A 12,773-nucleotide genomic window follows, 5' to 3' on the forward strand; every position below is an offset into this window, starting at 1 on the left:
AACGTTTTTAACAACAAAATAGTAAATACTAAGTGAGGATAACGATGAAAGAAGAATTATTGACATATTTAGAAAATCAAACGGCTTTTATTGATCTTCACCATTTAAGTGAAGTTTTTACCGCGCAAAAATTAGCTGAATTTTTTGACGTGAAACGTAATACCATTAGTCACTATCTCAATCAATTAAATGAAACAGGCTTACTGGTGAAAATCAATTCTCGCCCGGTTTATTACTTTCATAAAGAAGCTTTTGAAAAAGAGTTTTTCTTGTTGCGGGATAATTTCTATCAAAGTAGCGAAGAAATTTTAAAAGAGCAACCCTTATTTGAACAGCAAAAAGATTTATTCTCCCTATTTATTGGTCACGACAAGAGTTTGCGTCGTGCAGTAGAACAAATCAAAACGGCGCTGTATTACCCAGATAACGGTTTGCCAACGTTAATCACCGGTGAAAGTGGGACGGGTAAGAGTTTTTTGGTCCGATTAATTCATAAATACTGTTTGGAAAATGAACTGATTAAAGAAGATGCGCCATTGATTACGTTAAATTGTGCCCAATACGCTAACAATCCCGAACTTTTAACCAGTAATTTATTTGGCCATGTAAAAGGTGCATATACAGGAGCTGAAAGTGATAAAGTTGGCGCTTTTGAGGCTGCAGATGGGGGGATTTTGTTTTTAGATGAAGTCCACCGTCTTAATGCCGAAGGGCAAGAAAAGCTGTTTACGTATTTGGATCAAGGAATTATTTATCCCATGGGGGCGACGAATCAAGCAATTAAAGTGAAGACACGCCTATTTTTTGCCACTACCGAAGATTTGGAAAGTAGTTTTTTAACCACTTTTATGCGACGAATTCCAATCCAAGTGACGCTTCCTCCCATTAATGCCCGCAGTCGCAACGAACGATTGGAGCTGGTGTATTCGTTTTTACTAAGTGAGGTGCGTAAAATTAAACGTCCGCTAAAAGTCAGTGGGCAAGTTCTAACCCTCTTAACCGCAAGCAGCTTTAAAGGAAACATTGGAGAGTTGAAAAATACGGTGAAAGTAACGGTCGCCAAGGCTTTTGCAGAACAAAAAAATGCAGCCGACATTGACGTAAGCATTTATCAACTGCCGGAAAAATTATTAGTACCAACGACAGGGAATTTACAAAGTGTTCTACAAAAAGACACCTTAATTACGGAAAATACGACGATTCCCCAATTATTGGAAAAAAATCATCCACAACAACAAAGGGTCATCACCACATTCGAGCGTATGATTACCGAATTTTCCAAACAACAGCAACTATCAAAGTGTGAAGAGCAATTAAAGCAAGAAGTAGAAAACTTATTTGATTTTTTGTTATTTGAAACCGATCGCCAGCAAAAGCAGGAGCTGTTGATCTATTTGACTCAGTACATTCGAGATACGTTTAAGCAAATGGAAAGTGCGTATCAAATCAAATTTAACGGCAATGCTGTTTATGCGATTAGCTACTATTTATTTCAAAGAGGCGCAGGAAAATGGTATCCAGAAGATACCAACGTCTTAGGCTTAATTAAAGAATTGGAACAGCAGATTGCCAGTGAATATGCAGCTAGTTATCAGTACGTCAAACGCCTGTTAGAATTATGTCAGCCCAAATTGGATTTAGAAATTTCAGAGATGGACTGTATTTTACTGACGATCTATTTGAATCGTGCCGACTGGCAAAAAGAATTGGGAATTCCAAGAGGGATTATCGTAGCCCATGGTTATGCGACAGCTAGTAGTATTGCCAATGTTGCCAACCGCTTGTTGGGCAAAGATATTTTTGCTTCCTTTGATATGCCACTGGACGTTACCCCAAAACAGATCGCCGAGGAAATTCTAGATTATAGTGAAAATCATGATGTTTCCAATGGCTTGGTCATTTTGGTGGATATGGGGTCTTTAAAAGAGATTTATCAATTTTTCCCAAAACAAATTACAGCACCTGTGGTTATTATGAATAATGTGACAACACCATTGGCCATTGCGATTGGTGAGAACTTGCAAAAATCTTTGCCTTTACAGGAAATGATTGAAAAAGCAGCGGCGCAGGCTCAATTGGATTGGGAGATTATTTATCCAGCTGAAAATAAAATGAAGGCTTTAATCACCACCTGTCAGACAGGAATTGGGACAGCGACACAAATTAGTCAATTGTTAGAAAAAAGTTTACCAGCTTCAGTGGCGCTGAAGATCTTTCCTTATGAATACGATGTATTAAAAGAGCAAAAACAAAATGAAACGATTTTTTCTATGTACGATGTTTTGGGCATCATCGGTACAGCTGATCCAGGTATTTCTGGCATGCCTTATCTATCCTTGGAAGAATTGATTTCTGGTGATGAAAATCAACTTTTATCCGCATGGTTAAGTACGTGTTTAACGCCAGCGGAAAATGCGACCTTCAATACCAATGTTATTCGTAATTTTTCACTGGAAAAAGTGATTGATTCGGTTACGATTTTAGATACAGAAAAAGTCATGGGGGAAATTGAAGTCTTTATGCGAGAGTTAGAAGCCTATAGCGGTCTTGTCATCAGTAATGCTAAAAAACTGGCATTGTATGTTCATGTTAGTTGTTTGATTGAGCGTTTGATTCGCAATATTCCCATTGATACGTATGCAGGTTACGAAGATTTATATCAGTGTCAAAAGTTGGCCTTGTCGCAAATCAAAAATGCTTTTAGTGTCATAGAAAACGATTACAGTGTCAAAATTCCCGATTCAGAGATTGCTTATATTTATGACATTCTTTACCAAAACATTGATAATACACCACTAGATGAAGATTTTTAACCAAAGCAAGTTGTTTGCCACTAAAGTTGGCACGCAACTTGCTTTTATTTTGGTGTAGGAAATGAGGTGAAGGAAATGGAAAGAAAGATGATTTTAGCTTCCCATGGAAAATTTGCTTCGGGTATTTTGAGCTCGTTGGAATTGATCTGTGGTAAAAACGCTAATATTCAAACATTGGATTGTTACATAACAGAAGACTTCGATTTAACAAAAGCTGTGGATGCATTAATGCAGCAAAATGAAGATGCCGAAGTGGTGGTGGTGACAGATTTATTTGGCGGTAGTGTCAATAATGAATTTTTACGTTACATCAACAAAGAGCATTTTTACTTAGTAGCGGGTATGAATTTGCCGTTTCTAATTGAGTTTGCCACGCAGTTTACGTTTGCACCTGACTTAAAAGAGACAATTGCTACGGTGTTGAACAGTTCAAAAGAAGCCATTCAGTTTTGTAATTTAACTTATAGCACCACTATTGCAGAAGAAGATTTTTAATAAGGAGAGAAAAACTATGATTATTTTAACTCGTGTCGATCACCGTCTATTACACGGACAAGTCGCATTTTCCTGGACCCAAAGCTTAGGTGCGGACTGCATTTTAATTGCCAACGACGATGTACCCAACAATGAAGTACGTAAAACAACAATTAAATTAGCCAAGCCACAAGGTGTGAAATTAGTAATTAAAAATATTGAAGATTCTATCGCGGCATTAAAAAGTGGCGTAACGGATAAATACAAACTATTTATTGTAGTGGAATCAGTCGGGGATGCTTACAAATTAGCAGAAGCCTATCCCGAAATCACTAAAATTAATCTTGGGGGGACAAAAGTAAAAGAAGGTACCCGCAGTATCGGCAAAGCTGTAAATGTGTTGCCGGCAGAAGAAGAGCTTTTGAAAAAATTGGTGGATAAAGGTGTTGAAGTCGAAATTCGCCAAGTACCAAATGATAAAAAGGTGAATGTTACTGAGGTTTTGTAAAAGAAAGGTAGTGAAGAAATGATTGTACAAGCAATTTTACTAGGCATTGTCGCGTTTATTGCACAATCAGAATACGCATTGGGGACTTCCCTTTTGTCACGTCCGATTGTGACAGGACTATTTACCGGGATTGTATTAGGTGATGTGAAAACCGGCGTTATTATGGGGGCAACACTTGAATTAGCATTTATTGGCTCATTTTCTGTAGGCGCTTCAATTCCACCAGACGTTGTAACTGGCGGTATTTTAGGAACAGCTTTTGCAATTACAGCAGGTGCTGGTACAGAAACGGCACTATTACTTGGCTTACCAATTGCCACTTTAACTTTGATTTTGAAAAATATCTACTTGGGACTTTTGATTCCGATTATGAACCACAAAGCTGATGATTTCGCTGCTGATGGAAATTACAAAGGCGTGGAACGGATGCATTTATTGGCCGGGTTTGGTTTATCGTTGATGCTAGGATTAATCGTCATGATTTCCTTTATGGTAGGAAGTAAAACGATTGGCAATTTACTTGCGATGATTCCAGAATTCGTACAACACGGTTTAGCGGTTGCCACTGGTTTAATTCCTGCACTAGGTTTTGCAATGTTGGCACGCTTATTGATTAACAAAAAAGTAGCACCGTATTTCTTCTTGGGCTTTGCATTGGCGGCGTATTTGGAAATTCCGGTTACAGGAATTGCCATTTTTGGTGCAATTGTCGCAGTTGTTGTAGTTAATATTATGAATGTTCGCAATAACCAAGGTCCACAAGTTCAAGCCACGACTGGGGAGGTAGTTGACGATGACGAAGACTTCTAATACTGAATTAAAAATTACAAAAAAAGATTTAAGTAAAGTATTTTGGCGCTCATTTCAAATGGAATTTTCCTGGAACTATGAACGTCAAATGAACATGGCCTATGCCTATGCGATGATTCCGATTTTGAAAAAACTATATCAAACAAAAGAACAAATGGCAGATGCCTTAAAACGTCACTTGGAATTTTTCAATACGACGCCACATATTGTAACCCTAATTTTAGGGATTAATGCTGCGATGGAAGAAGAAAATGTGAATGATCCTGAATTTGATACTTCTGCGATCGATAGTATTAAAACGTCTTTGATGGGACCTTTAGCAGGGATTGGCGATTCATTTTTCTGGGGCACGCTACGTTTGATTGCTACTGGTGTCGGAACATCACTGGCTTTACAAGGAAATATTTTAGGACCAATCTTGTTTTTGTTAATTTTCAATATTCCCCATATCTTATTTCGCTATCTTGCGACGAGCTGGGGTTATAAACTAGGGACGGGCTTTTTGAAGAAAATTCAAGCAAATGGCATGATGGAAAGCTTAACTTTAGGTGCTTCAATTATCGGGTTGATGGTCGTTGGTGGGATGACTGCCACCATGATCGATATCAATTTGCCAATGAAAATCGGTTCAGGTGAAAATGCAGTTACTGTCCAAAGTATTTTTGATGATATTGTACCGAAAATTTTATGCCTTGGTGTATTTGGAGCTGTCTTTTACCTGCTGAAAAAAGAAGTAAAACCTTTGACCATTTTGTTAGGGTTAGCTGTAGTGGGGATTTTAGGTTCCTTAGTTGGAATTTTCTAGGAGGCTAGCAAATGGAAACGATGTTGGATTATATCAACGAAGAAGAAGTAACGTTAAAAAATATTTTAGATAAATTTACGCTAAAAAAAGTTTCAGGTTTTGAAAAAATCAACAATCTTTTGATTTTGGCGACAGGCTCTTCTTACAATGCCTGTCTGGCTGCCAAAGTCACACTAGAAAAGTTTGCTAATATCTCTGTCACTATCGAAGAACCGTATAATTTTAATCACTATGGTCGCGTGAGTGCTGCAGTCGATGCTGTTTTAGCAGTTTCGCAAAGTGGCAAGAGTGCCTCAACCATCGATGCAATCGCTAAATTAAAAAAAGAAGGTTTGTTTACTTTAGCGCTAACCAGTGACATCACGAGCCCAATTGCAGGAGCGGTCGATGAGGTTATTGATCTTGAAATGGGGATTGAAAAAGTTGGTTTTGTCACGAAAGGTTATGTGACAACTGTCTTGCAGTTATTCTTGCTAGGGTTAACAATTGGTCACAATAAAGGGACATTGACACCAAAACAAGCTGATTTTTATTGCGGCGAGTTGGACAAAGTTATCACGGCCATTCCGGCTGTGATTGCAAAAACAAATGATTTCTTTACGTTGCATGAAGACATCTTTAAGTTAGGAACGCGTTTTGTTGCAATTGGTTATGGGCCAAATTGGGGCACAGCAAAAGAATTTGAAACAAAATTTACTGAAACAGTTCGTAAACCTTCACAAGGCTTTGAACTAGAAGCCTATATGCATGGCCCTTATTTAGAAGCAGATAGTGAGCATATATTATTCTTTATTGAAACAAAAAGTGTCAATGAAGCCCGTTCACACGCTTTGAAGTCCTATATGGCGCCATATGTTGGGAAAACGTTAACGATCACAACACAAACAACAAAAGCTCCAGAAAAATTAGGGCTGGAAATAGAATGTGATGAACTTGTTTCATCTTTAGCGCTTGTAATTCCATTCCAAATTTTGGCTTATAAAATTGCAACAGCTAAAGGAATTAATTTAAGTCAACGAATTTTCGATGATTTTGATCGCGTATTAAAAAGTAAAGTATAAAAGTAAATGACAGAGGTGGAAAAAATGTTAAAATTCAACGAACAAAAACAAATTGATGATATTCAAGGTGCATTAGCATTACGACCAGAAGTAGAAAAAATTGTGGATAACGTGTGGGAAAAGGGTTTTGATAATTTGTATTATTTAGGCATTGGCGGAACGTATGCTTCTGCAATGCAGGCAGTGACATATATAAATGGCAAAAGTAATTTACCCGCATACGTGCAACATGCAGCAGAATATTACACAACGGGCAATAAACGTTTAACCAAAGATTCAGTCGTCATTTTATCTTCTGTGACCGGAACTACCCAAGAAGTAGTCAAAGCAGTTGATGAAATTAAAGAAGTAGGCGCAACCTTGATTGGCTTTATCGATACTGCAGATAGCTCATTAGCAAAAAAGTGCGATCATGTAATCACTTATCCAGCACCGGGTACTGAACAAATTAAATTCTTTATGGTAGCGGATCGGCTGATGAAAAATAATGGTGAATTTAACGATTATGAAGCATATTATAAAGAACTGGATGCTAGTCTAGCAAAAGGATTAGTTGAAGTGGAAAAACAAGCAGATGCTTTTGGCTTAGAGTTTGCTGAAAAACATCGTCATGATGCAATGCATTACTTCATTGGGGCAGGTAACCAATGGGGAGCAGTCTATTCTTATGCAATGTGTTATTGGGAAGAACAAAGCTGGTTGCGTTCAAAATCAATCCACGCCGCAGAATTTTTACACGGTACTTTAGAAATTGTGGATGAAACGACACCTGTGACCCTTTTCTTAGGTGAAGATGAACAACGACCATTGGCAGATCGAGTGAAAAACTTATTACCACGTATTTGTGCAAACTATACCTTCATTGATTCAAAAGATTACGCAGTTGAAGGGATCAGCGAAAAATATCGCGGTCGCGTATTATCATTTCTATTGATGCACTGCGTGACGCAACGAATTGATGCACATGTGGAAAAATTAAATTGCCACCCACTAGAAATCCGTCGCTATTACCGTCAGTTTGACTATTAAAAAGTATTTGAAAAACCCCTTGTCAAAAATAGTGGCAAGGGGCTTTTTGCACAGAAAAATAAAGATAAATTAAAATTACTTTTCCACAGTGGATAACTTTTTGACAGTCCAATAAAATTTGACGATATTTTGTGGACAGTGGTGAAAACTTTGTTATTTCGCCTTTATTAGCGTAAAGCAGCTATTTTAAATTGGTCTATCTCGCTTTTCCTTGATTTGCTTGAAATGAGACGGTGATTGGGATAAACTAAAACGGAAGTTAAAAACTTGAAATGAGGGAAACACATGACAGAGCGTTACGGGATTATTCTAGCGGCGGGCAGAGGCACGCGCATGAAATCAAAATTATATAAAGTTTTACATCCAGTTTGTGGAAAACCAATGGTGGAACACATTATTAACCGGGTGGAAGAAACTAAACCAAAAGAAATTATCACAATTGTTGGTCATGGCGCTGAAATGGTGAAGGAACAATTAGGCGATCGCAGTGAATATGCCTTACAAGCAGAACAACTTGGTACCGGTCATGCGGTGATGCAAGCAGCGCAATTTTTGGAAGGTAAAAAAGGCACAACCTTGGTAATTAGTGGCGATACACCACTTTTAACAACGGCGACGTTGAATAATTTATTTGAATACCACCAAGGGAAAAATGCTAGTGCGACGATTTTAACAGCGCAAGCGCCAAACCCAACCGGTTACGGTCGTATTATTCGCGATCACGTTGGTATTGTGGAAAAAATTGTGGAACAAAAAGATGCCTCCCCGGAAGAAGTACGGGTAAAAGAAATTAACACTGGCACTTATTGTTTTGATAATGAATTACTTTTTGATGCATTAAGTAAATTAAACACCGATAATGCGCAAGGAGAATATTACTTAACAGATATTATTGAAATTTTGAAATCAGAAGGCAAAATTGTGGCGGCCTATCAAACAGAAGATTTCGATGAATCACTGGGCGTTAACGATCGTGTGGCGTTAGCCCAAGCGAATCGGATCATGCGCAATCGCATTAATCACCAACACATGCTAAATGGAGTCAGCTTCATTAATCCTGAGGCAACTTATATCGATGCCGGTGTTAAAATCGGAGCTGAAACAGTGATTGAACCTGGCGTTTATCTAAAAGGTCAAACAGTTATTGGCAGTGAATGTCTTATTACAGCTGGTTCTGAAATTGTGGATAGCAAAATTGGCGATCACGTGATTGTGAAGTCTTCTTGTATTGAAGAAAGCATTGTACACAACCATGTGGATATCGGTCCATTTGCCCACTTACGGCCAAAAGCTGAAATTAAAGAAACTGCTCATATTGGCAACTTTGTTGAAGTGAAAAATGCCAAAGTAGGTGAAGGGACAAAAGTTGGTCATTTAACCTATGTGGGCGACGCAACTTTAGGCAAAGAAATTAACGTAGGTTGTGGCGTTGTTTTTGTCAACTACGATGGTAAAAACAAACACCATACCAATGTGGGGGACAACGCCTTTATTGGCTCGGCTTCTAATTTGGTTGCGCCAATTACTGTAGGGGATGGTGCCTTTATCGCAGCGGGTTCAACGATTAATCAAGACGTGCCAAAAGATGCGATGGGAATTGCTAGAGCACGACAAGTTAACAAAGAAAATTATGCAAAAAAATTACCCTACCATAAATAAAAAGCAGCAGTAATTAACCAGTGCTAAAAAAATTCGGAGTATACCTACTTTTATAAAGTCGGCATATTCCGAATTTTTTCATTCTTATTGTTGGCGAGTAAAACGAGCTCGAAAAGCTTTTCAAACTGTCTAGCTTCACAAATCACCCCTTCAGCCATAAGTAAAAATTTACGAAAATGGAAAAGCCATTTTAGCAAATTTTGATCTTATGTCTCAGAGGTGACCGATTTGTTCAGTTTTTCAAACTGTCTAGCTTCACAAATCACCCCTTCAGCCATAAGTAAAAATTTACGAAAATGGAAAAGCCATTTTAGCAAATTTTGATCTTATGTCTCAGAGGTGACCGATTTGTTCAGCTTTTCGAACTGTCTAGCATTGCGAAGTAACTTGCTGTGACAATAAGTCAAAATTTCAAGAAATTTGAGGAAGAATTTTCAGAAATCCCGTCCTTTTTTTGGCGGGCTGAGGGAATTTGCCCAGTCTTTCTCATGGAATTCACTTTGAAAACACTTTCCTACTTGATTTATTAGGCAAAAATGACTACTATTTACTAGGAAGACCAGACAAAAGTAGTTTTAATTGCAGAAGAAAGCGGAGGTTCTCATGTCAAATCATTATTTCGATCCAAGATTGAAGATTTTTGCCTTGAATTCAAATCGTCCTTTGGCGGAAAAAATCGCGGAGGCGGTCGGTGTCGAATTAGGAAAATGCTCAGTAAACCAATTTAGTGATGGCGAAATTCAAGTCAACATTGAAGAAAGTATTCGGGGTGCTCATGTTTATGTAATTCAGTCCACATCAAGTCCTGTTAATGACAATTTGATGGAATTACTAATTATGATTGATGCCTTGAAACGAGCAAGTGCCAAAACAATTAACGTGGTAATGCCTTATTACGGGTATGCACGTCAAGATAGAAAGGCACGTTCAAGAGAACCAATTACTGCAAAATTAGTTGCAAACATGATTGAAAAAGCAGGTGCAAACCGCGTCTTAACTTTGGATTTACATGCGGCTCAAATCCAAGGATTCTTTGATATTCCAGTGGATCACTTAATGGGCGCACCATTAATTGCCAATTATTTCTTAGAAAAAGGAATTTCAGGGGATGATGTTGTTGTCGTTTCTCCTGACCACGGTGGCGTAACACGGGCGCGTAAATTGGCTGAATTTTTAAAAGCACCAATTGCTATCATTGACAAACGTCGTCCAAAAGCAAACGTGGCTGAAGTTATGAACATTATTGGGCATGTGGAAGGTAAAGTGTGTGTGTTAATTGATGATATGATCGACACTGCAGGCACGATTACTCTTGCAGCCAATGCTTTAAAAGAAGCAGGGGCAAAAAGTGTTTATGCATCATGTACCCACCCAGTATTATCTGGCCCGGCAATGCAAAGAATTCAAGATTCAGCGATTGAACGTTGTGTCGTAACAGATTCCATTAACTTGCCTGAAGATCGTCGGATTGAAAAAATTGATGAAATCTCTGTAGGTCCTTTAATGGGAGAAGCAATCAAACGTATTCATGAAAATAAACCCGTTAGTCCGTTGTTTGAAACAAAACAACCAACCAAATAAAGCAACATTTGACTCCTGCCATTTTGGTAGGAGTTTTTTTATAAAGTAAGTATAAATTTCTCAAAGGGATTCCTTTGGCTTTTCTTATTTTAAAGGTCAGATTGCTTTTCTATTTATTAGTTTAGCAACGTTAGCACTAGTTGTTTTAAAAGTTGCAAACAGTTTTTGCGGCCTGTCTGATTGTGTTGTGGGTAAAAATTAAACGTGGAAAAGAACTTATGCTAAAATTAAATAAAAAGCATAAGGAGCATTTATGAACAGGTATATAAAATTTTTTGGTTTCCTTTTTTTGGCACTAGGACTAGGCGGCTGTCAAAAAGTAGATGAAGCCAAAAACACGATTACAAGCATTGCTCAACAACAAGCAAGCATAGAACAAGCAGATAAAAATAAGACGGAGACCACGACAGCAACAAGCCAAACAAAAGAGGACCCACTAGCTTTTTCACAAGATGATTTGGTTCACAAAGTTTTCAGCGGTAAAGCCCAAAAAAAAGATAATCAAACCGTAGCATTTCAAATGAACTTTAATTTGATGCAAATAAAAGATGCCTTAAATCCCACTGCACCGACGCAAAATAATGTTTTATTAGCCGATGCACAGGGCAATAGCATTATTGGAAATGGGAAATTTGAACAAATCAATCCTCAAACTGTAAAATTAAGTGGCCGCAACTGGACGACTTATGAACAAGCTGCCATTACCATTACGCAAATTAAAAAAGGGCAGTGGCAAGTGACGCTCAATGAATCGGGTCTGCCGTATACTACGGCTACTGTCAGCTATGATAAAGAAAAAACAGCACAAGCATTAAAAGATGCAAGTAATTATGGTCAACGAATGACACCCTATGGATTTGCCAGCACTCAGATTTTCACCGAGCCTGTGAAAACAATCGAAGCAGCAAGCAAAGCTGTGGAAAAAGTCTATGCTTTAAAAGAAGATGAATTAACAGGGGAAGAAAAAACTGTGGATAACCAAGAAACCTTCGTCTTTACTGTGGGTAAACAAATTAACGGCAAAATGGTACAAGAAGTTGTGGTGATACCTGCAACCGGAGAATATTATACGCGGTAAAGCGGCAGTTAATTTTTAGTAGGTCTTAGTAGGTCTTACCAGCATGACAGCTTTAAGCTGTTCTTTCCACAAATAACATAAAATATGCTATGCTGAGTACGTAAAAAAACAAAATAGAATTCGTTCACAAAGGGGAGCCGTTTGGCTGAGATTGTAAGTCTACTAAACCCTTCGTACCTGTATCGATCATTCGAGCGTAGGAATTGTGACAAGTTTGAAGTGCTACTTCTCCTTTGTCCCGAATAGAAGTTTGCGGCGTTTTTGCCGGTCGTAAACTTTGCGTGACGGTTCTTAAAGGAGGATTTTTTTATGGCAAAAAGACTAGAATTACAAGTATGGGTGGAAGGAACGGTAATTGCTGCAGCGGCAATGGCGCTATCTTTTATTCCGATTCAAACTGCAAATTCGGCCTTTGATCTATCATTGGGGATGGTACCACTTGTTTTATACTCCTACCGGCGGGGCCTTATACCAGGACTAACAGCTGGTTTTGTTTGGGGGCTGTTAAGCATTGTCATTGGGACAGCAATGAAAAATTTTGTTTCAGTACCACAAATAATTTTTGAATATCCCTTTGCTTTTGCATTTGGTGGTTTTGGCGGAATTTTTGCTAAAAAAATCCAGACAGCAGTGGAACACCGGCGTAATACCGCGGTCTTATATGTTGTTTTAGGGGGCGTAGTGGCTGCCTTTGCCCGTTGGTTTTGGCATTTTTGGGCAGGTGTTTTCGTTTGGGGCGCCTACGCACCAGATGGGATGAACCCTTACTTGTATTCCTTTATCTTAAATGGTGCTTCAGCTTTGGCAAATGCGATTTATGTGGCGGTGGTGTTAGGTATTTTGGTGAAAGTAGCACCACAACTGTTTATTCCAAAACGCAGCCATTTCATTTCAGCGGCGAAATCAAAATAAAAAATAAGGCTTGTGGCAAAAGATTTGTCGCAGGCCTTATTTT

General features: G+C 38.4%; 11 protein-coding genes and 1 riboswitch. All 11 genes read left to right on the forward strand.

All coding sequences use genetic code 11. From position 1 onward, the window contains the following. Nucleotides 1-44 precede the first annotated feature (44 nt). The 11 genes from AC6R0T_RS01165 to thiT all read left to right on the forward strand — a co-directional run bounded on the left by AC6R0T_RS01165 (nt 45) and on the right by thiT (nt 12,730). Entirely contained in the window at nt 45-2,813 is a 2,769-nt protein-coding gene (locus tag AC6R0T_RS01165; protein WP_282461759.1) for a sigma-54-dependent transcriptional regulator, read from the forward strand. A 75-nt stretch (nt 2,814-2,888) separates the two neighbouring features. Beyond that, complete coding sequence (locus tag AC6R0T_RS01170) at nt 2,889-3,308, forward strand: PTS sugar transporter subunit IIA (protein ID WP_282461758.1); 420 nt, start codon at nt 2,889-2,891, stop codon at nt 3,306-3,308. A 16-nt stretch (nt 3,309-3,324) separates the two neighbouring features. Beyond that, nucleotides 3,325-3,795, forward strand: coding sequence for a PTS sugar transporter subunit IIB (locus tag AC6R0T_RS01175; protein ID WP_303753573.1), 471 nt, complete (start codon nt 3,325-3,327; stop codon nt 3,793-3,795). A gap of 18 nt (nt 3,796-3,813) precedes the next feature. Then, nucleotides 3,814-4,605: a PTS mannose/fructose/sorbose/N-acetylgalactosamine transporter subunit IIC gene (locus AC6R0T_RS01180; RefSeq protein WP_206902582.1), complete on the forward strand. Its 792-nt coding sequence runs from the start codon at nt 3,814-3,816 to the stop codon at nt 4,603-4,605. After that, nucleotides 4,589-5,410, forward strand: coding sequence for a PTS system mannose/fructose/sorbose family transporter subunit IID (locus AC6R0T_RS01185; RefSeq protein ID WP_206902581.1), 822 nt, complete (start codon nt 4,589-4,591; stop codon nt 5,408-5,410). The genes AC6R0T_RS01180 and AC6R0T_RS01185 overlap by 17 nt, the downstream gene beginning before the upstream one ends. A gap of 11 nt (nt 5,411-5,421) precedes the next feature. Then, a complete protein-coding gene (locus AC6R0T_RS01190) occupies nt 5,422-6,471 on the forward strand; it encodes an SIS domain-containing protein (protein ID WP_303753572.1) in 1,050 nt (349 codons plus the stop codon). Between the two features lie 24 nt (nt 6,472-6,495). Beyond that, nucleotides 6,496-7,500: an SIS domain-containing protein gene (locus AC6R0T_RS01195; protein WP_303753571.1), complete on the forward strand. Its 1,005-nt coding sequence runs from the start codon at nt 6,496-6,498 to the stop codon at nt 7,498-7,500. Nucleotides 7,501-7,785: 285 nt separating this feature from the next. Beyond that, complete coding sequence (glmU, locus tag AC6R0T_RS01200; protein WP_303753570.1) at nt 7,786-9,159, forward strand: bifunctional UDP-N-acetylglucosamine diphosphorylase/glucosamine-1-phosphate N-acetyltransferase GlmU; 1,374 nt, start codon at nt 7,786-7,788, stop codon at nt 9,157-9,159. A 603-nt stretch (nt 9,160-9,762) separates the two neighbouring features. Continuing rightward, nucleotides 9,763-10,740: a ribose-phosphate diphosphokinase gene (locus tag AC6R0T_RS01205; protein WP_206902577.1), complete on the forward strand. Its 978-nt coding sequence runs from the start codon at nt 9,763-9,765 to the stop codon at nt 10,738-10,740. Between the two features lie 289 nt (nt 10,741-11,029). After that, nucleotides 11,030-11,818, forward strand: coding sequence for a hypothetical protein (locus AC6R0T_RS01210; protein WP_526159576.1), 789 nt, complete (start codon nt 11,030-11,032; stop codon nt 11,816-11,818). A 120-nt stretch (nt 11,819-11,938) separates the two neighbouring features. Then, nucleotides 11,939-12,038: riboswitch (TPP riboswitch) on the forward strand. 89 nt (nt 12,039-12,127) lie between these two features. Continuing rightward, the gene (gene thiT, locus AC6R0T_RS01215) at nt 12,128-12,730 is read left to right on the forward strand and encodes an energy-coupled thiamine transporter ThiT (protein ID WP_303753568.1); all 603 of its coding nucleotides are present in this window, start codon (nt 12,128-12,130) and stop codon (nt 12,728-12,730) included. Nucleotides 12,731-12,773 lie beyond the last annotated feature (43 nt).

The organism is Enterococcus sp. S86.2, from assembly GCF_059834485.2.